Raw genomic sequence first — 25971 nt, 5'->3', positions numbered from 1 at the left:
TCCTGTCAGGAAATATTGCTTTGGCCTGATAGATCGGTAAAATATTTTGATTCATTCCTCGACATAGAAATTCCTGATGAACATCTCCCTGCGCGCGCTGCGCTACGTCGTCGCCACCGCCGATTTCGGCAACCTGACCGAGGCAGCCCGGCACCTGAACGTGTCGCAGCCCTCGATCTCGGCGGCCATCGCCCAGTTCGAGGCGGAGTACGGCGTGCAGGTGTTCGTGCGCCACCATGCAAAAGGCGTGACCACCACCATCGCCGGCACCCGCATCGTCAACGAGGCGCGGCTGCTGCTGAACCATGCCCGCGATTTCGGCCAGAACGCCCGCGCCATGGCCGACGAGGTGCGCGGCGAGATCGCGGTCGGCTGCTTCTGGACCATCGCCACCCATTTCATGCCGGGGCTGCTCTCGACCTTCGCCGAGACCCATCCGGGCATCACGGTGAGCCTCGACGAGGGCGACCAGCAGCTCATTCTCGACGCCGTCATCTCCGGGCGCACCGAACTGGCGCTGTCCTACGAGTTCGCCCGGCCGGAGGAGGTGATGGCCGAGCCGCTCGCCGAATTGCGGCCCTATGCGGTGCTGCACCCGGACCACCCGCTGGCGCGGCGCGAGCGCATCAGCCTCGCCGACCTGCGCGACGAGCCGTTCATCCTGCTCGATTTGCCGCATTCGCGCGATTACTTCATGGGCCTGTTCCGCTCGGTCGGGGTGGAGCCGAAGATCGCGTTCCGCTCGCGCGCCTATGAGCTGACGCGCGGCCTCGTCGGCCACGGACGCGGCTACACCATCCAGAACGTGCTGCCGCGCACCCAGATCACCCATGATGGCGGGCGCGTCGCCTCGGTGCCGTTGACCGACGAATTGCCGCCGGTGCGGCTGGTGAGCCTGCGGCTGCGCCGGCAGACGCCCCGCCCGGCGGTGGAGGTGTTCGCCCGCCACCTGAAGGCCGCCTTCTCCGCCGGCGGCATCTTCGAGCCCGGCACGCTGTCGCCGCAGGCGACCGTTCGATAGGCGGGGCCTATCCGCTGCATCCGGATTCTGTTGCCTGTCCTTGCGCGAGCGCATTGCCTGACAGGCCGGCGCCTCTCTAGAGCAGAGTGCATCGAGACCATGAGGGAGGGGCGGCGATGAGCGTGCTGCGGGTGATCAGGCCTTCCGACTACCGGCGGGTGCCGTGGAAGAATGGCGGCGGCATGACGCAGGACGTGCTGATGCTGCCGGAAGGCGCCTCGCATGAGGATTTCGACGTCCGCGTCAGCCTGGCACCGATCGTCGAGGAAGGGCGGTTCTCCTCCTTCCCTGGCATCGACCGCCACATCACCCGGCTGAGCGGGAACGGCCTCGGCCTCACTTTCGCGAACGGCACGCGCGAGCTGAACCGGCTCGAACCGTTCTATTTCGACAGCGTGCAGCAGCCGCGCGCGGCGCTGCCGGACGGGCCGGCCTGGGTGATCAACGTGATGACCCGGCGCGGACGGTGGCATGCGCAGGTGATGCCGGCCGCTGCCAGCAACGGCCCGCTGCTGGCGGCGCCGGAAGGCGGCATGGTGATCCTGCACGCGGTGACCGGCATCTGGCAGGTCGGCGACGCCGCCGGCTCGGTGCTGGTCCATCCCGGCGAGACGCTGGTGGCCAGCGACGAGCCGACGCTGCGCACCAGTTGCGAGCCCACCGGCGAGGCGCTCATCGCCTTCCTCGCGCCGACCGGTCCGCGCGGCACGCCTGCATAACCAACTCCTATGTTGTGTAACGGCTAAAAGTATTTTCCGATCCAATCCCCCCGGCGCAAATTTCCTGACAGGAAAAATAACAAAGCCTTCGGAGACGGGATTGATGAAGCGTGGACATGTCCGGCGCCATGCGCGGCCGTGCGTGACGTTGCCCTCATGATGTCGGGCAAGTCGCTTTCATGAGCCGGGACGCGCTGGTCTTCTACAGTCCGGTCGACGATGCGCGCGCCTGGCGCGCGGCGCTCGAAGCCGAACTGCCGGACCTCGACTTCCGCGTCGACCCCGACATCGGCGACGCGGCGGAGATCCGCTACGCCCTCGCCTGGCTGCCGCCGAAGGGCTTCTTCGCCCGCTTCCCCCATCTTCAGCTTGTCACCAATCTCGGCGCCGGCGTCGATGCGCTGGTACGGCGCGACGACCTGGTGCCGGTGAAGTTCTCCCGCCTGTCCGACCCCGGCATGGTGGCGATGATGACCAGCTATGTCGTCTTCGCCGTCACCCGCTATGCCCGCGACATTCCCGTGTTCGAGCGCGCCAAGCGGCGCGGCGAGTGGGAATATGTGCATCCGCGCGCGCTCTCGGAGATCAGGGTGGCGGTGCTCGGCCTCGGCGAACTCGGCGGCCCGGCCGCGCGCATGCTCGCCTCCATGGGTTTCACGGTGAGCGGCTGGTCGCGCGGCCCCAAGGACATTCCCGGCGTCGCCTCGCATACCGGCCGCGACGGGCTGGAGCGGGTGCTGGCCGAAAACGAGATCATCGTCAGCCTGCTGCCGCTGACCCCGGATTCGCGCGGCCTGCTCGGCGCAGCGGAATTCGCGCTGATGCCGAAGGGCGCCAAATTCATCAACGCCTCGCGCGGCGCGGTGGTCGACGAGGCGGCGCTGATCGCCGCGCTGCGCTCGGGGCAGGTCGGCGAGGCGACCCTCGACGTGTTCGAGACCGAGCCGCTGCCGCAGGGGCATCCGTTCTGGAGCCTCGACAATGTGCTGATCACGCCGCACCTCGCCAGCATCACCGTACCGAAGCTGGCGGCGCGCGACGTCGCCGAGAGCATCCGCCGGGTGCGGCGGGGACTTCCGCCGCTGCACGAGGTCGACCCCGGTCGCGGCTACTGACCGGTTCGACGTCCGCGTCGACCCGCGCGCCAAGCAAGCCCGCATCAAGCCGGGCAGCCAGACTTATCCGGGCGGCGCGCCGCCCCAATCAAAGAGGTGGAACATGAAGAAGCTGTGCATTGCACTGGGTGCCCTGGCCGTCATGGCCACCGGCGCCGCGACCTCCGCCATGGCTCAGGAGAAGCTGGTCGTCAGCACCTGGGGCGGCAACTGGAAGGCGGGCGTCGAGATCATCGGCAAGGAATTCACCAAGCGCACCGGCGTCGAGGTCGAGTACATCACCGGCGGCACACTGGACCGCCTGGCCAAGGCGAAGGTGGCGCGCGACAACCCCGAATCCGACCTGATCAACACCACCGCCCATGTCGGCTATCTCTATTATTCCGACGGGCTGATGGAAAAGCTCGACTGGGCGAAGATCCCCAACGCCGACAAGCTCTACCCGATGGCGAAGCGCTCGGACTACACAGTGGCCGACTATGTCTACGTCTACACCCCGGCCTTCCGCAGGGACCTGATGCCGAAGGACTTCAAGATCGAGAGCTGGGAAGACCTGTGGAGCCCGGCCGTGGAAGGCAAGCTCGGCCTGCCGGATTTCGATCCCTCCCACATCATCATCGCCGCCACCAGGCTGGCCGGCGTGAAGCCGGAGGAATGGGATCAGGTGAAGCCCAAGCTCATCGAGCTGAAGAAGAGCATCAAGGCGTTCTACCAGTCGGACGCCACCAGCCAGAACCTGATGCGCACCGGCGAAACCCCGGTGCAGGTGCTGCTCAACATCAACGGCTATCACCTGGAAAAGCTCGGCATGGACGTCGAGATCGACGTGCCGAAGGAAGGCGCTGTCGCCGGCACCGACGTGTGGGGCATCAATGCCGGCTCGAAGAAGAAGGAACTGGCGCAGCAGTTCCTCAACATCGCGCTGGAGCCGGCAATGCTGGCGCAACTGTGCAACTTCCACAAATGCTCGCCGCTGACGGCCGAGGCCAAGCTCGACCCGGAAATCGCCAAGCTGCCCGGCATCTTCACCAGCCAGGAAGCGATCGAGAAGGGCACCATCGTGCTCGAGGACAAGACCTACGCCACCCTGCTGCCGCAGTGGAAGGCGTGGTTCACCGAGAACATGATGCACTGAGGCATCCGATCGCCGCGTCATCCCGCGCCCTCTCCCCCGGGGAGAGGGTTGAGGCGAGGGCGCGGCGGGCGCTCGGGGACAGCGCCTGCGTCCTTCGAGGCCCGGCGCCGCCGGGCACCTCAGGATGGCGCGGGCCTGCCCATGGCGGGGGCTGGACGGGGGCAGGGCACTGCCGCCCCCCCCACCCTCGTCAAGCTGAGGAGCGGGGCATCGCCCCGCGTCTCGAAGCACGCACGACAACGCCCCCCTGCCTCCGATCGTTCGAGACCCATGATCCAGCGTCGCCCGTTCTTCATCACCTTCCTGGCGCCGGCCGTGGTGACGGCGGTGATCCTTGCCGCCGCCCTGTTCGAGGTGCTGCAATACAGCGTGCGCGAATTCGTGCCCGGCTCGCTGAATGTCGGCGGGTTCACGCTGGACAATTTCACCCGCATCAACCGGCCGATCTACTGGTGGGTGCTGCTCGACACCTTCTACATCAGCCTGCTGACCGCGGTGTTCTCGCTGCTGCTGAGCTACCCGGTCGCCTTCGCGCTGGTGCGGGCGAAGCGCGACTGGGTGCGCTCGCTGCTGGTCTCGCTGTCGATCACCCCGCTGTTCACCGGCGAGATCGTGCGCACCTTCTCCTGGATGCTGATGCTGGGCTCGGACGGCTTCATCAACTCGATGCTGCGCAAGCTCTCGCTGATCGATATGCCGCTGCAGATCATGTACACGCGCCTCGGCGTGGTGGTGGCGCTGGTGCAGTTCTCCATGCCGGTGATGATCATCCTGCTCGCCACCGCGATCAGCCATGTCGACCGCGACTGCGAGAAGGCCGCCGCCAATCTCGGCGCCAGCCCCGGCGCGGTGTTCTGGCGCATCACCCTGCCGCTGACCCTGCCGGGCATCCTCTCGGGCATCGTGGTGGTGTTCGCCTGGACGATGAGCGCCTTTTCCACCCCGCAGCTGATCGGCGGCGGCAAGGTGCTGATGATCTCCAACCTCGTTTATCTCCAGGGCTTCTCGGTGCTGAACCTGCCCTTCGCCGCGACGCTGAGCCTGATCGCGCTGATCGCCGCGCTCGGCAGCCTCGTGCTGATGAAATCCCTGACCGGCCGCCTCGAAAAACGGCTGGCGATCGGCTGATGGAGCGCGCCATGACCTCTCACCGCCTGCGCTCCCTCGGCTTCTGGAGCCTCGTCGTCGCCATCCTCGCCTATATGACGCTGCCGACGCTGGTGGTGCTGATGACCTCGGTGAACCCGACCGAGATCCTCGCCTTTCCGCCCGAGGGCATCTCGTTCCAGTGGTACGAGAAGGCGCTGACCTACCCGGACTTCCAGCGGGCGTTCAAGAACGGGCTGATCGTCACCAGCCTCGCCTCGACGGCGGCGCTGATCGTCGGCTCGACCTTCGCCTGGCTGGTCCATCGCTACACGTTCCGCGGGCGCGGGCTGCTGGAGGCGGTGCTGTGGTCGCCCCTCATCATCCCGCACTTCACCCTCGGCTTCGGATTCCTGCTGCTCGGCGGGGCGTTCGGGCTGCAGCAGGGCTATGTGATGATCGTGCTGGCGCACATGGTGCTGGTGATGCCGTTCGTGACCCGCGCGGTCTATGTCAGCCTCGCCAATATCGACCCCGACCTGACCCGCGCCGCCGCCAATCTCGGCGCCTCGCCGTTCCATGTGCTGACGCGGATCGAGCTGCCGCTGGTGCTGCCGGGCATGGCGGGCGGCTGGCTGATCGCCGCCGTGCTGTCGCTGACCGAGTTCACCGCCTCGCTCTATGTGACCGGCAGCCGGACCCAGACCCTGCCGGTCGCCATGTACAACTACATCCGCGAATATGCCGACCCGACCGTGTCGGCGATCTCGGCGCTGCTGATCATCGCCACCACGCTCATCATGTTCATCGCCGACCGGGCCTTCGGCCTGCGCCGCGTACTGGCGATCGACACGCACTGACATTGCCAGAGGGCCGCCGCTCATGACCCAGACCCCCATCGTCCCCGCCGCCGTCGAGCTTGTCCGGGTCCGCAAGGATTTCGGCAGCGCGGTCGGCGTCGCCGACGTGTCGCTGAAGATCGAACGGGGCGAGTTCCTGACGCTGCTCGGCCCCTCCGGCTGCGGCAAGTCCACCCTGCTGGGCATGATCGCCGGCTTCCTCACCCCCACCGCCGGCAAGATCGTGGTGGACGGCGACGACATCACCGGCGTGGAGCCCTACCGGCGCGACATCGGCATGGTGTTCCAGTCCTACGCGCTGTTCCCGCACATGAACGTGTTCGACAACATCGCCTTCGGCCTGCGCATGCGCAAAATGGCCAAGGCGGAGATCGTGGCCGAGGTGCGCCGCGCCATCGAGATGATGAAGCTCGACGGCTTCGAGGAGCGCCGGGTCAGCCAGCTCTCCGGCGGCCAGCAGCAGCGCGTGGCGCTGGCCCGGGCCGTGGTCATCCGCCCCAAGGTGCTGCTGCTCGACGAGCCGCTTTCCGCGCTCGACAAGAATCTGCGGGCGCAGATGCAGGTCGAACTCTCCGACCTGCACCGCAAGACCGGCCTCACCACCATCTTCGTCACCCACGACCAGGGCGAGGCGCTGAGCCTGTCCGACCGCATCGTAGTGATGAACCGGGGCGAGGTGCAGCAGGTGGCGACGCCGATCGAACTCTACCGCACCCCGGCCAACGGCTTCGTCGCCTCCTTCATCGGCGAGATCAACGCGCTGCCGGTGGCGCGCTACGAGATCGACGGGACCGACGCGGCGCTGGCGCTTCCCGGCGCCGGCCGGCTGGTCGCGCCGGCGCGGCCGGACCGGGGGTTCGCGCATGGCGCCCAGGTGCGGGCCTTCCTGCGGCCCGAGCATGTGCGCCCGGCTTTGCCGGACGAGACCGTGGCGAACGTCGTCCGCGGCGTGGTGACGACCCATATCTACCAGGGCTCGCACACCATCACCCGGGTGGAGGTGGAGGGGATCGGCCTCATCGAGACCCGGGTCACCGGCGCCGAGATCGTCGGCGCCTACCCCATCGGCGCGCCCATCGCGCTGGTGCTGGATATCGGGCAGGCGGTGCTGCTGGCGGCGCCCTGAGCGCGTGGCCGGTCGCGGCCCGTTCCCGATTGACCGGCCCGGCAGGGCGGGGGTATTGCGCTGCTCTCCTGCGGCGCCCCTCCCCGGCCGGTCACATCCATGAAATACATTCTCCCCGCCCTGCTCTGCTTCAATGCGGGCTTCGTGGACACGGCCGGCTTCGTCACCCTGCACGGCCTGTTCACCGCCCATGTCACCGGCAATCTTGTCACCTTCGCCGCCGCCATCGCCGAAGGCCGGATGCCCTCCATCTCCAAGATCATCGCGGTGCCGGTGTTCTGCTTCGTGGTCATCGCGGCGCGGCTGCTGAGCCGGGCGCTGGTGACACGCGGGCTCGACGATTTCCGCATCCTGATGGCGGCCAAGCTGATCCTGCTCGCCCATGCCGCGCTGGTGGCGATCCAGCTCGGCGCGCCGCTGGAAGCCGACAGCGCCAGCGCCGTCATGATGGGGATGACGCTGGTGAGCGCCATGGCGCTGCAGAACGCGCTGCACCGCACCCATTTGACCGATGCGCCGCCCTCCACCGTGATGACCGGCACCATCACCCAGCTTCTGCTGGACCTGACCCATCTGTGGAAGCCGCATCCCGGCGCCGATCCGGGCCAGGTACGCGGGCGGCTGCGCCGTTTCGGCGTCTTCCTCGCCAGCTTCTCCGCCGGCTGCGCCATGGCGGCGCTGCTGTATCTTCTGGTGGGCGTGTGGTGCTTTCTGGTGCCGCCGCTGGTGGCGGTGGCGGAGATCTTCGTCCTGCCGGTCGACCCGGCCGCGCCGGCAAGGGGTGCCGGCAAGGGCTGAGCCGGGCGCGGCGCGTGGCGCCCCTGTGCGGCGACGCCCGCTTCAGGCCGACGATGGCGGCATGTCGGAACCTGCCAGGGAAAAAGCTCTGGAAAAACACGGCGCGGCGGCGGCAGACGGCCGAAATTTGGCGGCCGAAACTGGCAGGAACGTTGACTCTCTGCCGTCACCTCCCCGTAGTACCGTTGCACTGCAAAATGGGGACGAGGCATGAGACGCGGCATGAGTCGGGGGCCGATGGGATGAAGGTGGCCATCATCCACTACTGGCTGGTCGGCATGCGCGGCGGCGAAAAGGTGCTCGAAGCGCTCTGCCGGATGTTTCCCCAGGCCGACATCTTCACCCATGTCTATGTGCCCGAGGCGGTGAGCCCGCTGCTGAGGTCGCATCGCATCCGCGAGACCTCGCTCGCCCGCCTGCCCTTCGCGCGGCGGCTTTACCAATCCTACCTGCCGTTTATGCCCGGCGCGCTGGAGGGGCTCGACCTGACCGGCTACGACCTGGTGATTTCCAGCGAGGCCGGGCCGGCCAAGGGCGTGATCGCGGCGCCGGACGCGTTCCATCTCTGCTACACGCACTCGCCCATGCGCTATCTCTGGGACCAGTACCACACCTATCGCCGCGGCGCGGGGCTGGCGGCCCGGCTGATGATGCCGCTGCTCGCCCCGCCCCTGCGGGTCTGGGACGTCACCTCGGCGGCGCGGGTCGACCAGTTCCTCGCCAATTCCAACCATGTCGCGGCGCGCATCCGCAAATACTGGCGGCGCGAGGCGCAGGTGCTCTACCCGCCGGTCGACGTCGCCGCGTTTTCCCCGGCGCCGAGGGCCGAGCGGGGGGATTTCTATCTCTGGGCCGGCGAACTCGCGCCCTATAAGCGCCCCGACATCGCCATCGAGGCGTTTCGCCAACTGGGCATGCCGCTGGTGGTGATCGGCGGACCGGAGAAGACCCGCAAGCGGCTGGAGGCGGGGCGCCCGGCCAATGTCAGCTTCCTCGGCAAGGTCGATTTCGCCACCCTGCGCAGCCATATGGCACGCTGCAAAGCCTTGATCTTTCCGGGAGAAGAGGATTTCGGCATGGTGCCGGTCGAGGTGATGGCCTCGGGCCGGCCGGTCATCGCCTATGGCCGTGGCGGGGCGCTGGAGACGGTGGTTCATGGCGAGACCGGCTGGCTGTTCGAGGAGCAATCGGTGGAAGGGCTGGTCGCGGCGGTGCGCGGCTTCGAGGCGGCGGGGCTGGTGGATGTCGATGCCGCCCCGCTGGTCGCCCATGCGGCGCGCTTCGACGAGACCGCGTTCCGCGAGGGGTTGCAGGCGACCTTGCGCGCCGCCGGCATCGACACCGCGCATGTCTCCTGAGCGCGGCGTGTCGGGCATGTCAGGTTCAAGCGGTCGGGACGCCTGCGACAGGCGGGATTCGGTGCGGAAACGATGAGCGGGAACGTGCTGGTGGCGGGCGGCGCCGGCTATATCGGCGCGCATGCGTGCAAGGCCCTCGCGCGTGCCGGCTACACGCCGGTGACGGTCGACAACCTCACCACCGGCTGGGCACCGGCGGTGCGGTTCGGGCCGCTGGAGGTCGCCGACCTGATGGACCGGGCGCGGCTGGACGAGGTGTTCGCGCGCTGGCGGCCGGTGGCGGTGATGCACTTCGCCTCGCTGAGCCAGGTCGGCGAGGCGGAGCGCGATCCCGGCCGGTACTGGCGGGAGAACATCAACGCCTCGCTGACCCTCATCGAGGCGATGATCGCCGCAGGCTGCGCCAACCTCATCTTCTCCTCGACCTGCGCCACCTATGGCGACCAGGATGGCGTGATGCTGGACGAGGACACCGCCCAGCGCCCCGCCAACGCCTATGGCGCGTCCAAGCGGGCGATCGAGGAGATGATCGGGCATTTCGCCGCGAGCGCCGGGCTTCGGCCGGTGATCTTCCGCTATTTCAATGTCGCCGGGGCCGATCCCGAGGGCGAGACGGCCGAGTTCCACGACCCGGAAACCCATCTCATCCTCCTGCTGCTGGATGTCGCCGCCGGCCGCCGGCCGTCGCTGACCCTGTTCGGCACCGACTACCCGACCCCGGACGGCACCTGCATCCGCGATTATCTGCATGTGTCGGACCTGGTCGAGGCGCATCTTCTCGGGCTCGAACGGCTGCTGGCCGGCGAGGTCAGCCGCGTGTTCTGTCTCGGCAGCGGGCGGGGGTTTTCGGTTCGCGAGGTCATCGAGGCGGCGCGCGCGGTGACGGGACACGCCATTCCCGTCGCCGTCGGCCCGCGACGTCCGGGCGACGCCGCCCGGCTGGTGTGCGGCAGCCACCGGGCGGGAAGGGAACTGGGCTGGCAGCCCGCGCGCTCTTCGCTGGCGGCGATGATCGAGGATGGCTGGCGGGCGCATCGCGACCTGCTGCCGCGCTTCTGGCACCGCAATGACGGCAAGGAGAGCGAATGAGCATGCGCCGTCGTGAAGACCGCGTGAGATTGCGCCTATGCTGCCGGCGGGGCTCCCGCAGGATGCGGGACGCTCTCCGCAAGGCACCGCGAACCGAGAAGCGCGAACCATGAATGGCAAGGCAATCATCGTTTTCGGCGGCGGCGGGTTCATCGGCTCGCACCTGTTGCGGCGCCTTGCCGGAGAGGAGGCCGGCGAGCTGATCAGCATCGACATTCGCGCGCCGAAGATCCGGGTCCCCGGGGTCTCCTATCTCACGCACGATGTGCGGGACCTCTCGGGCCTGTCGTTCGACCGTCCGATCGGGCGCATCTACAATCTGGCCGCCGTGCACACGACGCCCGGCCATGAGACCCACGAATATTACGAGACCAACATTCGCGGCGCCACCGAGGTGACCGCCTTCGCCCGCCGCCACGGCGTCACCTCGATCGTGTTCACCAGCTCGATCTCGGTCTATGGGCCGAGCGAGGAACCCAAGGAGGAGGCGACGCCGCCGCAGCCCAACTCGGCCTATGGCTGGTCGAAATGGCTGGCGGAAGGCATCCACCGGGCGTGGGCCGCGGAGAATGAGGATCGCCGCCTGGTCATCTGCCGCCCGGCGGTGATCTTCGGGCACACCGAGGGCGGCAACTTCACCCGACTGGCGAGCCTGCTCCGGAAGGGCATCTTCATCTATCCGGGCCGGACCGACACGGTGAAAGCCTGCTTCTATGTCGAGGACCTGCTGGAGGCCATCGCCTTCGCCGTCTCGCTCGACGAGCGATACGTCCTCTTCAACGGCTGCTACCCCGACGGCTACACGCTCGAAGACATCGTCACGGCGTTCCGGCAGGCGCATTTCACCAAAGCCAGAACCTTCGTGATCCCGCGCTTTCTGGTGCTGGGCCTGGCGATGCTGCTGAAGCCGCTTTCGCGCGCGGGCCTCGGGATTCACCCCGACCGCGTGATGAAGCTGGTGCGCTCCACCGACATCCGGCCGGGCTGGCTGAAAGCGAAAGGGCGCGCGCCGCGCGGGCAGCTTCCCTCGGCGCTCGAACGCTGGCAACGCGATTCGGCGGGGCGGTTCGACTGACCGCCGGTCTCCAGGTCGCCCGAACCGGAACCCACTTCGCGTGAAAATGCGCTAGGCCGCGCCGCCGGCGGGTTCCGGCCGCGTCGCCACCCCGCCGAGGAACACCCGGATGCACTCGCGCACATAGGCGCGGCGCCGCTCGCTGCCGGGCCATTGCATCCGGCCGTCGCGGGTGAGGGCAATCGAGCCTCCCACCATGTCCATCAGCATGGAAGCGGCATCGCGCGCGTCCGGAACGTCGATCCGGCCGAGCGTCCGCTGGTGGTCGATCCAGTCGGTGAGCAGCCTGAGCACGACATGGCGGCCGAACTTGTCGGAAATCTCGTTCAGCTCGGGGTTCACCGCCGCTTCCAGAAAGAGAAACTGCAGGAAGGCGAAACGCTCGCGATCGGCCTCGTCGTCGATGTCGTTGAAGAATATGAGGTCGAGAGCCTGCGCCAGAGGTAGCTGGCCATAGTCGCGGGGCAGGTCGATCATGCTCTTTATGTGCGTCTCGACAATCCCCGCCATGAGCTCGGTCTTGCTGGGAAACAGCCGGTAGAGCGTCGTCTTCGATATCTGGCAGCGCGCGGCCACGGCTTCCGTGGTCATTCCGGCATAGCCGAGTTCGCGGAAAATCTGCAGCGCCTGCGCCACGATCTGCGTCCGCCGCGTGGCATCGGGCGCCGTCTTCGGGCGCCCCCGCGAGCGGCGCTGCGGCGCCCGCGCCTCGATAGAAACGTCTGACACGGAAACGGTTTCCTCCCCAGCCCGGGCGCGCCACGCGGCCGCCGATTGACAGGACCATACGACAGAGAATATTGATACTCAATGGTACTCTATATGAGGAATTCACCTTGGCGTCATATCGTTCCGAGCGTTCGGCGCTCCTTGCCACCACCTTCGCCCTTCTTCTGGTGCTGGCCGGGTGCGACGGACAGGATGCCGCGCCGCAGGGGCCGGGCGCGCAGGGCCGGCCGCAGGTCGGCGTGGTGACGGTGCGCCCGCAATCGGTGGCGATCACCGCCGAGATGCCCGGCCGCACCACCGCCTCGCTGGTCGCCGAGGTGCGCCCGCAGGTCGGCGGCATCATCAAGGCCCGGCTGTTCGAGGAAGGCTCGGAAGTGGAGGCGGGCGACGCGCTCTACCAGATCGACCCGGCGAGCTATCAGGCCACCTATGACAGCACCATCGCCGCGCTGCAGAAGGCGCAGGCCGCGGTGCCCAGCGCCCAGTCCAAGGTCGACCGCTATGAAGGGCTGATCAAGCAGAACGCGGTGAGCAAGCAGGATTATGACGACGCCGTCGCCTCGCTGGCGCAGGCCAGGGCCGACGTCGCCGCCGCCAAGGCGGATGTGGAAACCGCCCGCATCAATCTCGACTACACCCGCATCACCGCGCCGATCGGCGGGCGCATCGACAAGTCCTCGCTCACCCCCGGCGCCCTCGTCACCGCCAGCCAGTCCACGGTGCTCACCACCATCCGCACGCTCGACCCGATCAATGTCGACGTCACCCAGTCGAGCACCAACCTGCTCAACCTGCGGCAGGCGATCCGCGACGGGCGCATCAAGATCTCCGGCGACACGGTGAAGGTGCGGCTGAAGCTCGACAATGGCGAGACCTATGCCCATCCCGGCACGCTGGAATTCACCTCGGCCTATGTCGACCAGACCACCGGCACCTATGGCGTGCGGGCGCGGTTTCCCAATCCCGACCGGCTGCTGCTGCCCGGCATGTATGTGCGCGCCCTCATCGAGGAGGGCGTGGCCCCGGACAGCTTCCTGGTTCCCCAGCGCGGCGTGACGCGCAACACCAAGGGCGAGCCGGTGGCGCTGGTGGTCAACGCCGACAACAAGGTCGAGCAGCGCGTGCTCGCGGTGTCGCGCAGCGTCGGCAATAGCTGGCTGGTCGACAGCGGCATCGGCGATGGCGACCGCGTCGTCGTCGAGGGCAGCCAGTTCGCCCGGCCGGGGCAGGACGTCACCCCGGTCGACGTGGTGGTGGACGACACCACCGGCGAGGTGCGCGAGCGCGGCCAGCAGAGCGCCGTGCCCGCTCCGGGTGGCCTGTCGGCCGCGGCCGGCGCTTCCGCCGGCGTCTCGACCACCACATCGAACTGAGGCGCGTCCATGTCCCGTTTCTTCATCGACCGCCCGGTCTTCGCCTGGGTCATCGCGCTGCTGATCATGCTCGGCGGCGTGCTGGCGCTGAACACGCTCCCCATCGCGCAATACCCGCAGATCGCCCCGCCCACGGTCAGCGTCACCGCCTCCTATCCCGGCGCCGACGCCCAGACGGTGGAGAACTCGGTCACCAAGGTCATCGAGCAGGGGCTCACCGGCATCGACAATCTCGACTACATGTCGGCCACCTCGCTCTCGACCGGGCAGGCCACGATCACGCTGACCTTCACCAACGCGGCCGATCCCGACATCGCCCAGATGCAGGTGCAGAACAAGCTGCAGCTCGTCACCCCCCAGTTGCCGAGCGTGGTGCAGACCAACGGCATCTCGGTCGACAAGGCCTCCGACGGCTTCCTGATGGTGATCGGCTTCGTGTCGACGGACGGGGGCATGTCCTCGACCGACGTGTCCGACTATGTCGATTCCACGCTCAACGACACGCTGCGGCGCATCGAGGGCGTGGGCTCGACCACGCTGTTCGGCTCCTCCTACGCCATGCGCATCTGGCTCGACCCGGAGAAGCTCTCCAAGTACCAGCTCATGCCGAGCGACGTGGCGAGCGCGATCGAGGCGCAGAACACGCAGGTCTCCGCCGGCCAGCTCGGCGGCCTGCCGCAACGCGCCGGGCAGCAGCTCAACGCCACGGTGACGGCCCGCTCGCGGCTGCAGACGCCCGAGCAGTTCCGCAACATCATCCTCAAGAGCACCACCGACGGCTCGCTGGTGCGGGTCAACGACGTCGCCACCGTGGAGCTTGGCGCGGAGACCTACACCACCTCCTCGCGCTATAACGGCATGGCGGCGGGCGGCCTCGCCATCAATCTGGCCACCGGCGCCAACGCCCTCGACACGGCGGAGAAGGTCAAGGCCGCCATCGAGCGGATGAAGCCGACCTTCCCGGAAGGGGTGGAGGTCGTCTATCCCTACGACACCACGCCCTTCGTGCTGCTCTCCATCGAGGAGGTGGTGCGCACGCTGTTCGAGGCGATCGTGCTCGTCTTCGTGGTGATGTTCGTCTTCCTGCAGAACTTCCGCGCCACCCTGATCCCCTCGCTCGCCGTGCCGGTGGTGCTGCTCGGCACCTTCGGCGTGCTGGCGCTGTTCGGCTATTCCATCAACACGCTGACCATGTTCGCCATGGTGCTCGCCATCGGCCTGCTGGTCGACGACGCCATCGTCGTGGTCGAGAATGTCGAGCGGGTGATGGAGGAGGAAGGGCTTTCGCCGAAGGAGGCGACCCGCAAGTCGATGGGCGAGATCACCGGCGCGCTGGTCGGCATCGCCACCGTGCTCTCCGCCGTGTTCATTCCCATGGCCTTCTTCGGCGGCTCGGTCGGCGTGATCTACCGCCAGTTCTCCGTCACCATCGTCTCCGCCATGGTGCTGTCGGTGCTGGTGGCGCTGATCCTCACCCCGGCGCTGTGCGCCACCCTGCTGAAGCCGCCGAAGGAGCACGCCAAGAGCCGCGGCCTGTTCGGCTGGTTCAACCGCAATTTCGAGCGCACCACCAACGCCTACCGCCGCGGCACCGCCGGCATGCTGGCGCGCGCGGGCCGCTTCCTCGTGGTCTTCCTCGCCATCGCCGTCGGCATGGGCTGGATGTTCGCGCGGCTGCCCTCCTCCTTCCTGCCGGAGGAGGACCAGGGCATGCTCATCACCATGGTGCAGTTGCCGGCCGGCGCCACCGCCGACCGCACCGAACAGGTGCTCGACAAGGTCCGAACCCATTTCCTCGAAGATGAGAAGGACGCGGTCGAGGGGGTTTTCACCGTCAACGGCTTCGGCTTCAGCGGCCAGGGCCAGAATCTCGGCATCGCCTTCGTGCAGTTGCGCCCGTTCGACGCGCGCAAGACCCCTGCCGTGTCGGCAAGTGCCGTCGCCGGCCGGGCGATGGCGGCGCTGCACATGCGCGACGCCATGGTGTTCACCCTCAACCCGCCGGCGATCCAGGGCATGGGCAATTCCGGCGGCTTCAGCTTCTACCTGCAGGACATCACCGGCGCCGGCCACGAGAAGCTGATGGCGGCCCGCAACCAGCTTCTGGGCATGGCGGCGCAGGACCGGCAACTCGTCGCCACCCGCCCCAACGGGCTGGAGGACGAGCCCCAATTCGTCGTCGACATCGACCAGGAAAAGGCGAGCGCGCTCGGCGTGTCGCTGGCCGACATCAACGACACGCTCTCCTCCGCCTGGGGCAGCGACTATGTCAACGACTTCCTCGACCGTGGCCGGGTGAAGAAGGTCTATCTGCAGTCGGCGGCGGATTTCCGCATGCAGCCGGAGGATCTGGCCAAATGGGAGGTGCGCAACGCCGACGGCGCCATGGTGCCGTTCTCGGCCTTCGCCTCGACCCGCTGGACCTATGGCTCGCCGCGGCTGGAGCGCTTCAACGGCGCCTCGGCGGTGGAGATCCAGGGCCAGGCGGCGCCGGGCGTGTCCTCCGGCGTGGCGATGGACGCGATCGACGGCATCGTCGCCAGGCTGCCGCCGGGCTTCGACCATGAATGGACCGGCCTGTCGCATCAGGAGCGGCTCTCCGCCAACCAGGCGACGGCGCTCTACGCCATCTCCGTGCTGGTCATCTTCCTCTGCCTCGCCGCTTTGTACGAGAGCTGGGCGATCCCCTTCGCCGTGCTGCTGTCGGTGCCGATCGGCGTGTTCGGCGCGCTGCTCGCGGCCTCGCTGTTCGACCAGACCAACGACGTCTATTTCAAGGTCGGCCTGCTCACCACCATCGGCCTCGCGGCGAAGAACGCGATCCTCATCGTCGAGTTCGCCATCGAGCGGCAGGCGCACGGAATGGGGCTGGTCGAGGCGACGCTCGACGCCGCGCGCCAGCGCCTGCGCCCGATCCTGATGACCTCCTTCGCCTTCATCCTCGGCGTGACGCCGCTCGCCATCGCCAGCGGCGCCGGCTCGGGGGCGCAGAACGCCATCGGCATCGGCGTCATGGGCGGGATGATCGCCGCCACCGTGCTCGGCGTGTTCTTCGTGCCGCTGCTCTTCGTCACCGTGCGCCGCGTCTTCCGCGGCAAGCCGCCGGAGACGGTGGCCGGGGCCGCCCCGCCGTCCACCGCCGGGGAGGCGCGCGATGCTCCCTCCGCCTGAGCCCCGCCGCCCCGCCGCGTCCCTCTCCCACTCTTCAGGTAAGCCGATGCCGATCCCGCCCGCCAAGCGCCCTGCCCTCCGCGCCGCGACACCGCGCCTCGCGACGACGCTGCTCATCGCCGGGCTGCTCGGCGGCTGCGCGGTCGGCCCCGACTACAGCGCCCCGGGCCTGCAGCTGCCGGCCCGCTGGGGCGCCGCCTCGCCGGCGGTGACGGCCACCGGCGAGGAGCAGGACAACCGCCCGCCGGACCTCGCCCGGTGGTGGGAGCGGCTCGGCGACAAGACGCTCAACCGGCTGGTCGACGAGGCGGTCGCCGGCAATCTCGACGTCGCCACCGCCAAGGCGCGGGTGCGCCAGGCCCGCGCCACCCGGCGGCAGGCGATCGGCGCGCTGGCGCCCTCGGTCACCGGCTCGGGCAGCTATACCCGCGCCGACAACGGCACCAACGTCTCCGATACCGGCGACGTGACGGTTTCCGGCCCGTTCGATTCCTTCGCCCTCGGCGCCAATGCGAGCTGGGAACTCGACCTGTTCGGCGAGAACCGCCGCGCGGCGGAAGCGGCGACCTATGGGCTGGACGCCGCGCAGGAGACGCTGCGCAACACGCTGCTCACCCTGATCGGCGACGTCGCCACCTATTATGTCGAGGCGCGCGGCTATCAGGCCCGCGCCGCGCTGGCCCGCCGCACCGCCGCCTCGCAGCGCGAGACCGCCGCGCTGACCCGCACCAAGCTGCAGGTCGGCTCGGCCTCCGCCGTCGACGTCGCCAATGCCGAGGGACAGGCGGCGAGCACCGAGGCCAATATTCCCGAGCTGGAGTCGAGCTACCAGCAGACCGTGCACCAGCTCGCCATCCTGCTCGGCCAGCCGCCGAGCGCGCTGAACGACACCATGAAGCGCAGCGCGCCGATCCCCACGCCGGTGAGGACGATCCCCCGCGGGGTGCCGGCCAATGTGCTGCGCGCGCGCCCCGACGTACGGCTCGCCGAGCGCCAGTACGCGCAGTACACGGCGAAGATCGGCGAAGCCGAGGCGGCGCGCTATCCCGATGTCAGCCTGGTCGGCGAGGTCACCACCTCGGCCGCCAAGGTCGGCGATCTCGCCAAGAGTTCGAGCATAAGCTGGAGCTTCGGCCCGAGCGTGAGCATCCCGATCTTCAATGCCGGCCAGCTCAAGGCCGCCGTGGATTTCGCCCAGGCCCAGCGCGACGAGTATTTCCTCGCCTACCAGGCCGCCGTGCTCGGCGCGTTGCAGGATGTGGAGAACGCCAGCGTCGCGCTGCAGCAGGAGCGGCGAAAATATCGCAGCCTCGACGCCTCCGCCGCCTCCTACCGGCAGGCGGTGTCGCTGGCCCGCACGCTCTACCAGAGCGGCTCGTCGAGCTTCCTCGACGTGCTCGACGCCGAGCGCTCGGCCTATTCCGCCGACGACACGCTGCTGACCAGCCGGGTCGCCATCGCCACCGACTATGTCGCGCTCAACAAGGCGCTGGGCGGGGGCTGGACCGGCACGGTCGACGACCGCGCGCCGGCGGTGGTGGACACGCAGATGGCGCCGCGGCTGGTCTCGCTCGACCATGCCGGGCTGAAGCCGCGCGAGCGCGAGGACCAGGGCATCGGGGAGGCCTTCGCGCATTGAGGGCATGAGGGCGGAAGGGCGCGCGGGTGGGGCCGCGCGCACCTGTGGCCAAGCCGTGAGCCGGCGAATCACCCACGCGGGCGCGCGGTGGCCGGCCGGAACGGTTGCGCGGCATGATGCGTTGCGCCGGGGGGACATCAACGGGAGCGCGGCGCGTGATCACGGACCTCTGGTACAAGAACGCCATCGTCTACTGCCTGTCGGTCGAAGGCTTCATGGATTCGAACGGCGACGGCGTGGGCGACTTCCGTGGCCTGATGCGCCGGCTGGACTATCTGCACGGCCTCGGCGCCACCGCGATCTGGCTGATGCCGTTCCAGGTCTCGCCGGGGCGCGACGGCGGCTACGACGTCGCCGACTATTACGGCGTGGACCCGCGCTACGGCACGCTCGGCGACTTCGTCGAGTTCACCCACGCGGCCCGGCAGCGCGGCATGCGCGTGCTCATCGACCTCGTGGTGAACCACACGTCGGACCAGCATCCGTGGTTCAAATCCGCCCGCGCGGACCCGAACTCGCCCTATCGCGACTGGTACATCTGGTCGAAGTCGAAGCCCAGAAACGCCAATGAAGGCCTGGTCTTTCCCGGCGTGCAAAAGACCACATGGACCTATGACAAGGCGGCGAAGGAATATTATTTCCACCGCTTCTACGATTTTCAGCCCGACCTCAACACCGCCAACCCCGATGTGCAGGCGGAAATCCTGCGCATCATGGGATTCTGGCTGCAACTGGGGGTCTCCGGGTTCCGCATGGACGCCGTCCCCTTCGTCATCGCGGAAAAGGGCGCCGAAATCGACGGCAGGCCGATCGAGCACTTCAACATGCTCCGCACCTTCCGCGAATTCCTGCAATGGCGGCGCGGCGACGCCATCATCCTGGCGGAAGCCAACATCCTTCCCGAGGACGACATGGAGTATTTCGGCGCCGACGGCGACCGGATGCACATGATGTTCAATTTCCAGGTCAACCAGTCGCTGTTCTACGCGCTGGCCAGCGCCGACACGCAGCCGCTGGTCAAGGCGCTCAACGCCACCCGGCCGGAATATGCGACCGCGCAATGGGGCCTGTTCCTGCGCAATCACGACGAACTGGACCTCGGCCGGCTGACCGATGCCCAGCGCCGCAAGGTGTTCGAGGCCTTCGGGCCGAAGAAGTCGATGCAGCTCTATGATCGCGGCATACGCCGCCGGCTCACGCCCATGCTGAAGGGCGATCGCCGCCTGATGGAGCTGGCCTACAGCCTGATGCTGTCGCTGCCCGGCACGCCGGTGCTGCGCTATGGCGACGAGATCGGCATGGGCGACGACCTCGGCCTGCCCGAACGCAACTGCGCGCGCACGCCCATGCAGTGGTCGAACGAGCCGCAGGGCGGCTTCAGCGCCGCCGAAAAAACCTATCTGCCGGTCATCTCCGAGGGCGCCTACGCCTATGGCGAGGTGAATGTCGCCGACCAGCGCCGCGACCCGGATTCGTTCCTCAACTGGATGGAACGGATGATCCGCATGCGGCAGGAGACACCGGAGATCGGCTGGGGCACGTTCGAGGTGGTCGATGTCGGCCACGACGCGGTGCTGTGCCTGCGCTACGAGTGGCGCAACAACGTCGCCCTGTTCCTGCACAATTTTCATCCCGAGGGGGTGAGCGTGCACTTCGCCCTCGCCCCGCCCGAAGGCGAGCCGAACCGCCTCGTCAACCTGCTGTCGGACGACCACAGCGCGCCCGATGGCGAGGGCCGGCACAACATCACCCTGGAGCCCTACGGCTATCGCTGGTTCCGCATGGGCGGGCTGGATTTCGCCTTCCGCCGCTCGGCACTCTAGAGCCTGATCCGATCAGGCTCTAGATTCGCGCATCCAGTGCCACGATCACGCCCTCATCGGGCCGCAGCGCGAGGTGGCCCTCCACCCTCTCCTCGCGGTCGCGCGCGGTGGAGAGCAGCACGCGCCCCAATGTGCCCGGCGGCAGCGGGATGTCGTCCTGCGCGGTCTCGGCGAGATTGAGCGCGACCAGCACGCATTCCTGTTCGCTCTCGCGCAGGAACACCAGCACATCGCCGAGCGCCGCGATCTTGCGATAGGTGCCGGCGTGCAGCACCGGATGGGCGCGGCGCAGGGCGATGAGCGCGCGGTAGAGCCCGAGCAGCGACGCGGGGTCCTCCATCTGGGCGGCAACGTTGCGGCGGGCGCTGTCCGCCGCCAGCGGCAGCCATGGCCGGCCGGTGGTGAAGCCGGCAGCGGGGGAAGCGTCCCACGGCATCGGCGTGCGCTCGGGGTCGCGCCCGACGCCCAGTCCCGGCTCGTTCTTCTCCCACGGGTCGTGCGCGTCCTCGGTGGCGATGGGTACGTTCTCCATGCCGATCTCGTCGCCGTAATACATGGTCGGCGTGCCGCGCAGAGTCAGTAGCAGCATCGCCGCCACCCGCGTCCGGCGGCACCCGATCCGCGAGGCGATGCGCGGCTGGTCGTGATTGCCGAGCACCCAGTTCGGCCAGCCGCCTTCCGGCAGCGCGGCGTCGTATTCGGCGATCAGTTCGGCGAGGCGCGGCGCGCTCCAGCTGGCGTGGATGAGCTGGAAATTGAACGGCAGATGCGCCCCGTCGAGATTCGCGCCGTAATAGGCCACCAGCCGGTCGATCGGCAGGTAGATCTCGCCGATCAGCACCCGGTCCTCATATTCGTCGATCACGCCGCGCAGTTCGGCGATGATCGGATGGACGTCCGGCTGGTCGGTCGAGTGGCTCTGGATGAACCGGCGGATATCGGGGTCGCCGGGCTCATATTCCGGGTTGGGCGGGTTGTCGCGGAAATCCGCGTCCTTCATCAGGTGCCAGATCACGTCGACGCGGAAGCCGTCGACCCCGCGCGCCATCCAGAATCGCAGCACGTCGTGCATCGCCGCGCGCACCGCCGGGTTGCGCCAGTTCAGGTCCGGCTGCTCCCTCAGGAAGGCGTGGTAATAATATTGCCCGCTGGCCGGATCCAGGGTCCAGCCCGGCCCGCCGAAATTGCTCATCCAGTTGTTCGGCGGCCCGCCATCCGGGGCGGGATCGCGCCAGATGTACCAGTCGCGCCTGGGATTGTGACGCGAGGCCCGGCTCTCGACGAACCATGGATGCTGGTCCGAGGTGTGGTTGGGCACGAAGTCGAGCACGATCTTGAGGCCGCGCGCATGCGCATCCGCCACCAGCCGGTCGAAGGCTTCGAGGTCGCCGAAGATCGGGTCGATGCCGCAATAATCGGCGACGTCATAGCCGAAATCGGCCATGGGCGAGGGGAAGATCGGTGAGATCCAGACCGCATCGACGCCGAGTGTGACCAGATAGTCGAGCCGCGCGCGGATGCCGTCGAGGTCGCCGATGCCGTCGCCATTCGTGTCCTGAAACGAGCGGGGATAGACCTGGTAGAAGATCCCGCGCTGCCACCAACGGGCCTGCGACATCGGCGCCTCCGGTTTTCCATCATGCCCTGCCCGGCGCGGGTGCGGCGCCCGGGCGCGAAGGTCTCGATCCGTCCACACCGGTTTAACCCGACATTGTGAAGCTGGATGCGGCGGGGACGGCTGAGACCGCTCGACCTGCCGCGCGGCATGCCGGTTCGGGTCGCGCGCCGCCAGATTGCCGTCCGCGACAGCTCCCGCGCCCGCCCGAGGGGAACGCCTCAAGCCGGCAAGTGTTTCCCGGCAATCGCGCCTTTCGATCGTCGACCTCGCCCCGGCCGCCGCCTCTCACCGCAGGGCGAAATGCGCGCCCGCGGCCGCCACGGCGGCAAGGCCGGTCGCGCCCCACAGGGTGAACGCGAAATCCCGCGCGCCGAAGACGGAGGCGTAGACCGCCTTGGCCAGCATGTTGGTGAGCACGGCGAGACCGAGCGCCATGGCCGCGACCTGCGGGTCGAGCGTGGGCAGCATGCCGGCTACCGTCACCGTCACCGCGTCGACATCGGCGAGGCCGGAGAGCGCCGAGGCGGCATAGAGCCCGCCCGTGCCCCAGAGCTGGCTGGCGACCCTTGCGGCGAAGGCGACGCCGACCAGCAGCAGCGCCATCTTGAACACCGAATCGAGATCGAACGGGTTCTTCGGCGTTCGGCGGGACGCCTCCCGCCCCTCGCCGCCGGCGGCGTTGGCGCGCGCCAGCAGCACCGCCATGGCGAACATCGCCACCGCCCCGGCGATGAGCGCCGGCAGCAGCGTCGGCGCCAGCGGGCCGAGCAGCGAGACGACAAGGAACGCCGTGCGCAGCAGCGACACCCCGCCGGCGCTGACCGCCCCCGCCGCCAGCGCCGGCACGGCCGGGCCCTGCTTCGACCTGCGGGCATTGGCGACGGTGGTGGCGGTCGACGAGATCAGCCCGCCAATCGTGCCGGCGACGAGTTCGCCGCGCGCATCGCCCAGCAGCCGGACGGCGATGTAGCCGCAGAAGGAAATCGCCGCCAGCACGATGGCCATGACCAGGATCTTCGACGGCGAGACGCCGCCGAACGGCCCCACCGGCTGCGACGGCACGATGGGCAGCACGACGAAGGTGAGCGCCAGCAGGATGAGCGCGGAACGCAGCTCCGCCCAGCGCAGCCGCTTGATGCCCTGGTGCAGGAATTCCCGGCTGGCGAGGATCACCGCCAGCACCACGCCGCCCGCCGAGGCCAGCGCCATGTCGCCGACCAGCGCCAGCGCGCCGAGCGCGAAGGTGAGCATCGCCGCCACCACCGCGGTGGCGCTGAAACGGTTCTGGGCGACCTCCTCGCGATACTGGAACAGCGCGAACACCGCCGTCAGCGTGACGAGGAACCCCACCAGCACGAGCCCGGGCGGCGCGCCGGCGGGCCCGAGCAGCCGCTCCAGCAGGCCGGCGACGCCGCCGAGCATGCCGATGAGGGTGAAGGTGCGGATGCCGGCGGTGCGGGCGCCCTCATCCTCGTCGCGCTCGCGCCAGTGCCGCTCGACGCCCACCAGCGCGCCGATGGCGATCGCCAGCGCCATGCGGCGGAAGATCTCCATCTCGTCCACGGCACGCCTCCCCGGCCACGCCGGTGGCCGCCCCGGCACGCACTATCCGCCCGCGCGGCGCCGCCCGGCAAGCGGGGGACTACGCAGGCGCCGCGCCCCGCGCCGGCGGCGCAGACCGGCCTCGACAAGCGCAAGCCGTTGCGCCATTTCCTGCCCGGTACCGCGAAGGGGCGGCCGCGAGGGAGGTGCGATGAGATCTCGAACAAACATCGCGGCGGGACGCCGGGCCGGGCGGCGGGCGCTGGCGACCTTTCTCGTCGGCCTCGCCCTCGGCGCCCTGCCGGCGCGGGCCACGCCGGCCCCGCCCTGGCCGGACGATGCCCTCGGCCGCCTCGCCGCGCTGGCGCTGGTGCAGACCCTCAATGCCGATCTTCTGGCCCATGCCAGCGCCACTCTGACGCTCGACCGCTGGTGCGCGGCGCATCGCCTCGCCGAAAAGCCGCTCATCGTCGCCGACCGGGTGCGGGGGCAGGACAAGCCGGCGGGCGAGGCGATCCGCGCCCTGCTCAAGGTGAGCGCGGAGGAGCCGGTGCGCTACCGCCGGGTGCGGCTCACCTGCGGCGACAAGGTGCTGTCCGAGGCCGACAACTGGTACCTGCCGGGGCTTCTTACACCGGCGATGAACGAGACGCTGGAGACCACCGACACCTCGTTCGGCCGGGTGGTGAAGCCGCTGGACTTCCGCCGCACCACGCTCGCCGCGCGGCTGCTGTGGCGGCCGCTGCCGGAGGGCTGGGAAATGGGCGCCGCGCTGCCGCCCGCCGGGCCCGGCCCGCTCGACCTGCCGCCCTTCCTGCTGGAGCATCGCGCGGTGCTCACCCTGCCGGACGGCACGCCGTTCAGCGCGCTGGTGGAGAGCTATACGCGGGAAATTCTCGCCTTTCCGCCGCCCGTCGGCCCGCCCGGCACCGCCGAGTGAGCCGATGCCAAAGCGTCAGAACGCCCCGAGATAGTCCGCCTTGCCCACCGGCACGCCCTTGTGGCGCAGGATGCCGTAGGCGGTGGTGACGTGGAAGAAGAAGTTCGGCAGCGCGAAGGTCAGCAGATAGCTCGAACCGACGAAGTGCCGCTCGCCGCGCTGCGACTTCTGCACGATCGCGCGCGTCTCGCTGCCCTCGAGATCGGCCGGATCGACGCTGGCGAGATAGGCCAGCGTCGCGGCGATGCGCTGGTGCAGTTCCTCGAAGCTGGTCTCGGTGTCGGGAAAGCTCGGCCCGGAGGTGCCGGTCAGGTGCGCGGCGGCGAACTTGGCGGAATCGCTCGCTCTCTGGATCTGGCCGGTGAGCGGCAACATGTCCGGGGCGAGGCTCGCGGCAGCCAGTTCCGAAAGGTCGAGGCCGGCGGCGGCGGCGTGCTCCTCGCCCTGGCGCAGCAGGGCGTCGAGGTTGCCCAGCGCGCGCTGGAAGACGGGGACGGAGGCCTCATACATGGAAAGCGACACGGAAGTCTCCAAAATAGAGCGGACAGGATATGATCGCACGCGCTATATCCCGATCATGTGACGTCTGGAAGCGCGGCGGGAAAAGAAAAACCCCGGCGCGGAGGACCGGCCGAGGTTGATCGGGTTCAGCGGAAACGGGCGATCAGATCGCGCCGTTGACCCATTGCAGCATCTTGGCCTTCGGCGCCGCGCCGACCTGGCGCGAGGCGAGCTGGCCGTCCTTGAACAGCAGCAGGGTCGGGATCGACATGATGCCGTATTTGGAAGCCGTGGCCGGGTTCTCGTCGACGTTGAGCTTGACGATCTTCACCTTGTCGCCGAGTTCGCCGGCGATCTCGTCGAGCACCGGGGCGACCATGCGGCAGGGACCGCACCATTCGGCCCAGAAATCGACGATCACCGGAGCGGAGGAGTTCAGCACGTCGGACTCGAAGCTCTGGTCCGACACCTTTTCGACGCCCATTTGGACACCTTTCTAGAATCGTGAGATTTCAGGAGAAGTTGGATTGAAAGTAGGTAGCCGCCCCCCGCCGCGTCAAGGCGGCGTCACCCCGACGTGACACTTTCCATCCCGCGTTCCAGCGCCGCACCGTCGAGCGCGTGCACCTGCGGGCCGGCGGTGTAGACCAGCAGCGCCCGTATGTCCTTGCCCGGGAACAGCCGGGCCAGAAGCCGCGCATAGAGCGCGACCTGCCGGACATGCGCGTGGGGCATGGCAGAGGCGGCGCGCGGCACATGGCGGTCGGTCTTGAAGTCGGCGATCAGCACGCCCGCCTCGGTCACGCTCAGCCGGTCGATCCGGCCGGAGACCGGCGTGCCGTCCGCCAATTCGCCGGCCAGCGGCACCTCGCCGAGGCTGCCGGGCGCGAACAGGCCGGCGAGTTCGGGCAGCGCGAGTGTCGCCAGCGCCTCGGCGAGCAGTTCCTCGCGCGCGCCTTCCGGCCAGTCCGAAGCCGAGGTCAGCAGCCGGCGGCCGGGCTCGGCCCGCGCTTCCGCCGGCAGCGGCGCCAATGCTGCCATCAGCCGGTGCAGCAGGTCGCCGCGCTCCAGCGCCCGGGCGGCATCGCCGGTGGGAAGAGCGGCGAAGACGTCGGCGGAAGAGGGGCGCAGGCTCGCCCGCGCCAGCGGCTCGGCCACCGGACGGGCGAGAACCCGCGCCAATGCCCGCTCGTCCGCGTCGGCGGCAGCGGCGGCGGGCGCGGGCGCGGACAGCGCCATCGCCGGGGCGGGGG

Annotated in this window: 21 protein-coding genes and 1 pseudogene (1 of these 22 only partly in view); 16 read left to right on the top strand and 6 right to left on the bottom strand. The window is 68.8% G+C overall.

Annotated features, from left to right (window positions below):
• Nucleotides 1-76 precede the first annotated feature (76 nt).
• From KHC23_RS00665 to KHC23_RS00615, 11 genes are all read left to right on the top strand, one after another.
• Entirely contained in the window at nucleotides 77-1021 is a 945-nt protein-coding gene (locus KHC23_RS00665; RefSeq protein WP_213368307.1) for a LysR family transcriptional regulator, read from the top strand.
• Nucleotides 1022-1137: 116 nt separating this feature from the next.
• Nucleotides 1138-1740: a HutD/Ves family protein gene (locus tag KHC23_RS00660; RefSeq protein WP_213368306.1), complete on the top strand. Its 603-nt coding sequence runs from the start codon at nucleotides 1138-1140 to the stop codon at nucleotides 1738-1740.
• Between the two features lie 179 nt (nucleotides 1741-1919).
• Nucleotides 1920-2855 carry a 2-hydroxyacid dehydrogenase gene (locus tag KHC23_RS00655; RefSeq protein WP_213368305.1) on the top strand — a complete coding sequence of 312 codons (936 nt, stop codon included), beginning with the start codon at nucleotides 1920-1922 and terminating at the stop codon, nucleotides 2853-2855.
• A 103-nt stretch (nucleotides 2856-2958) separates the two neighbouring features.
• A complete protein-coding gene (locus KHC23_RS00650; protein ID WP_213368304.1) occupies nucleotides 2959-3990 on the top strand; it encodes an ABC transporter substrate-binding protein in 1032 nt (343 codons plus the stop codon).
• Nucleotides 3991-4260: 270 nt separating this feature from the next.
• The gene (locus KHC23_RS00645; RefSeq protein ID WP_213368302.1) at nucleotides 4261-5118 is read left to right on the top strand and encodes an ABC transporter permease; all 858 of its coding nucleotides are present in this window, start codon (nucleotides 4261-4263) and stop codon (nucleotides 5116-5118) included.
• Between the two features lie 11 nt (nucleotides 5119-5129).
• Complete coding sequence (locus tag KHC23_RS00640; RefSeq protein WP_213368300.1) at nucleotides 5130-5936, top strand: ABC transporter permease; 807 nt, start codon at nucleotides 5130-5132, stop codon at nucleotides 5934-5936.
• A 22-nt stretch (nucleotides 5937-5958) separates the two neighbouring features.
• Nucleotides 5959-7062, top strand: a complete 1104-nt coding sequence (locus tag KHC23_RS00635) for an ABC transporter ATP-binding protein (protein WP_213368298.1) — start codon at nucleotides 5959-5961, stop codon at nucleotides 7060-7062.
• A gap of 99 nt (nucleotides 7063-7161) precedes the next feature.
• Nucleotides 7162-7860 (top strand): YoaK family protein, encoded by a 699-nt coding sequence (locus KHC23_RS00630; RefSeq protein WP_213368296.1) that lies wholly within the window; start codon nucleotides 7162-7164, stop codon nucleotides 7858-7860.
• A gap of 242 nt (nucleotides 7861-8102) precedes the next feature.
• A complete protein-coding gene (locus KHC23_RS00625; protein ID WP_213368294.1) occupies nucleotides 8103-9218 on the top strand; it encodes a glycosyltransferase in 1116 nt (371 codons plus the stop codon).
• Nucleotides 9219-9290: 72 nt separating this feature from the next.
• Nucleotides 9291-10307: a UDP-glucose 4-epimerase GalE gene (gene galE, locus KHC23_RS00620; protein WP_213368292.1), complete on the top strand. Its 1017-nt coding sequence runs from the start codon at nucleotides 9291-9293 to the stop codon at nucleotides 10305-10307.
• Nucleotides 10308-10416: 109 nt separating this feature from the next.
• On the top strand, nucleotides 10417-11382 hold the full coding sequence (locus tag KHC23_RS00615; protein WP_213368290.1) for an NAD-dependent epimerase/dehydratase family protein: 966 nt from the start codon (nucleotides 10417-10419) through the stop codon (nucleotides 11380-11382).
• A 51-nt stretch (nucleotides 11383-11433) separates the two neighbouring features.
• On the opposite strand, the gene KHC23_RS24740 is transcribed toward KHC23_RS00615, so the two are convergent.
• The gene (locus KHC23_RS24740) at nucleotides 11434-12111 is read right to left on the bottom strand and encodes a TetR/AcrR family transcriptional regulator (protein ID WP_271188718.1); all 678 of its coding nucleotides are present in this window, start codon (nucleotides 12109-12111) and stop codon (nucleotides 11434-11436) included.
• Between the two features lie 107 nt (nucleotides 12112-12218).
• On the opposite strand from KHC23_RS24740, the gene KHC23_RS00605 reads away from it, so the two are divergent.
• The 4 genes from KHC23_RS00605 (at nucleotide 12219) to KHC23_RS00590 (ending at nucleotide 20117) form a co-directional block, all read left to right on the top strand.
• Nucleotides 12219-13484: an efflux RND transporter periplasmic adaptor subunit gene (locus tag KHC23_RS00605; RefSeq protein ID WP_213368288.1), complete on the top strand. Its 1266-nt coding sequence runs from the start codon at nucleotides 12219-12221 to the stop codon at nucleotides 13482-13484.
• A 9-nt stretch (nucleotides 13485-13493) separates the two neighbouring features.
• Nucleotides 13494-16655, top strand: coding sequence for an efflux RND transporter permease subunit (locus KHC23_RS00600; RefSeq protein ID WP_213368286.1), 3162 nt, complete (start codon nucleotides 13494-13496; stop codon nucleotides 16653-16655).
• Between the two features lie 46 nt (nucleotides 16656-16701).
• Nucleotides 16702-18294, top strand: coding sequence for an efflux transporter outer membrane subunit (locus KHC23_RS00595; RefSeq protein WP_246543951.1), 1593 nt, complete (start codon nucleotides 16702-16704; stop codon nucleotides 18292-18294).
• Between the two features lie 155 nt (nucleotides 18295-18449).
• Nucleotides 18450-20117 (top strand): alpha-amylase family protein, encoded by a 1668-nt coding sequence (locus KHC23_RS00590; protein WP_213368284.1) that lies wholly within the window; start codon nucleotides 18450-18452, stop codon nucleotides 20115-20117.
• A 19-nt stretch (nucleotides 20118-20136) separates the two neighbouring features.
• Here the strand turns inward: KHC23_RS00590 and KHC23_RS00585 are convergent, their stop codons facing one another.
• Nucleotides 20137-21735 carry an alpha-amylase family glycosyl hydrolase gene (locus tag KHC23_RS00585; protein ID WP_213368282.1) on the bottom strand — a complete coding sequence of 533 codons (1599 nt, stop codon included), beginning with the start codon at nucleotides 21733-21735 and terminating at the stop codon, nucleotides 20137-20139.
• 285 nt (nucleotides 21736-22020) lie between these two features.
• Nucleotides 22021-23289: an MgtC/SapB family protein gene (locus tag KHC23_RS00580; RefSeq protein WP_246544011.1), complete on the bottom strand. Its 1269-nt coding sequence runs from the start codon at nucleotides 23287-23289 to the stop codon at nucleotides 22021-22023.
• Nucleotides 23290-23488: 199 nt separating this feature from the next.
• Here KHC23_RS00580 and KHC23_RS00575 point away from each other — a divergent pair, with 199 nt between their 5' ends.
• Nucleotides 23489-24217 (top strand): hypothetical protein, encoded by a 729-nt coding sequence (locus KHC23_RS00575; protein WP_213368278.1) that lies wholly within the window; start codon nucleotides 23489-23491, stop codon nucleotides 24215-24217.
• 15 nt (nucleotides 24218-24232) lie between these two features.
• Here KHC23_RS00575 and KHC23_RS00570 read toward each other — a convergent pair whose 3' ends face one another.
• From KHC23_RS00570 to addA, 3 genes and pseudogenes are all read right to left on the bottom strand, one after another.
• A complete protein-coding gene (locus KHC23_RS00570) occupies nucleotides 24233-24739 on the bottom strand; it encodes a DUF1993 domain-containing protein (protein ID WP_213368276.1) in 507 nt (168 codons plus the stop codon).
• A 142-nt stretch (nucleotides 24740-24881) separates the two neighbouring features.
• Entirely contained in the window at nucleotides 24882-25202 is a 321-nt protein-coding gene (trxA, locus tag KHC23_RS00565; protein WP_213368274.1) for a thioredoxin, read from the bottom strand.
• Nucleotides 25203-25285: 83 nt separating this feature from the next.
• A pseudogene (addA, locus tag KHC23_RS00560) lies at nucleotides 25286-25971 on the bottom strand (double-strand break repair helicase AddA); it runs 2761 nt beyond the window's last position.

The organism is Ancylobacter dichloromethanicus, from assembly GCF_018390645.1.
Taxonomy (GTDB): Bacteria; Pseudomonadota; Alphaproteobacteria; order Rhizobiales; family Xanthobacteraceae; genus Ancylobacter; species Ancylobacter dichloromethanicus.
The sequence above is the reverse complement of the archived record's forward strand: the minus strand, read 5'-3'. Positions and strand labels throughout refer to the sequence as shown.

What these genes read in the sequence shown, in the direction of transcription:
- KHC23_RS00630 (WP_213368296.1), top strand. Translation starts at nt 7,162, where the DNA reads ATGAAATACATTCTCCCCGCCCTGCTCTGCTTCAATGCGGGCTTCGTG.
- KHC23_RS00650 (WP_213368304.1), top strand. Translation starts at nt 2,959, where the DNA reads ATGAAGAAGCTGTGCATTGCACTGGGTGCCCTGGCCGTCATGGCCACC.
- KHC23_RS00655 (WP_213368305.1), top strand. Translation starts at nt 1,920, where the DNA reads ATGAGCCGGGACGCGCTGGTCTTCTACAGTCCGGTCGACGATGCGCGC.
- KHC23_RS00580 (WP_246544011.1), bottom strand. Translation starts at nt 23,289, where the DNA reads ATGGAGATCTTCCGCCGCATGGCGCTGGCGATCGCCATCGGCGCGCTG.
- KHC23_RS00595 (WP_246543951.1), top strand. Translation starts at nt 16,702, where the DNA reads ATGCCGATCCCGCCCGCCAAGCGCCCTGCCCTCCGCGCCGCGACACCG.
- KHC23_RS00660 (WP_213368306.1), top strand. Translation starts at nt 1,138, where the DNA reads ATGAGCGTGCTGCGGGTGATCAGGCCTTCCGACTACCGGCGGGTGCCG.
- KHC23_RS00625 (WP_213368294.1), top strand. Translation starts at nt 8,103, where the DNA reads ATGAAGGTGGCCATCATCCACTACTGGCTGGTCGGCATGCGCGGCGGC.
- KHC23_RS00575 (WP_213368278.1), top strand. Translation starts at nt 23,489, where the DNA reads ATGAGATCTCGAACAAACATCGCGGCGGGACGCCGGGCCGGGCGGCGG.
- trxA (WP_213368274.1), bottom strand. Translation starts at nt 25,202, where the DNA reads ATGGGCGTCGAAAAGGTGTCGGACCAGAGCTTCGAGTCCGACGTGCTG.
- KHC23_RS00665 (WP_213368307.1), top strand. Translation starts at nt 77, where the DNA reads ATGAACATCTCCCTGCGCGCGCTGCGCTACGTCGTCGCCACCGCCGAT.
- KHC23_RS00615 (WP_213368290.1), top strand. Translation starts at nt 10,417, where the DNA reads ATGAATGGCAAGGCAATCATCGTTTTCGGCGGCGGCGGGTTCATCGGC.
- KHC23_RS00640 (WP_213368300.1), top strand. Translation starts at nt 5,130, where the DNA reads ATGACCTCTCACCGCCTGCGCTCCCTCGGCTTCTGGAGCCTCGTCGTC.
- galE (WP_213368292.1), top strand. Translation starts at nt 9,291, where the DNA reads ATGAGCGGGAACGTGCTGGTGGCGGGCGGCGCCGGCTATATCGGCGCG.
- KHC23_RS00585 (WP_213368282.1), bottom strand. Translation starts at nt 21,735, where the DNA reads ATGTCGCAGGCCCGTTGGTGGCAGCGCGGGATCTTCTACCAGGTCTAT.
- KHC23_RS00645 (WP_213368302.1), top strand. Translation starts at nt 4,261, where the DNA reads ATGATCCAGCGTCGCCCGTTCTTCATCACCTTCCTGGCGCCGGCCGTG.
- KHC23_RS00600 (WP_213368286.1), top strand. Translation starts at nt 13,494, where the DNA reads ATGTCCCGTTTCTTCATCGACCGCCCGGTCTTCGCCTGGGTCATCGCG.
- KHC23_RS00635 (WP_213368298.1), top strand. Translation starts at nt 5,959, where the DNA reads ATGACCCAGACCCCCATCGTCCCCGCCGCCGTCGAGCTTGTCCGGGTC.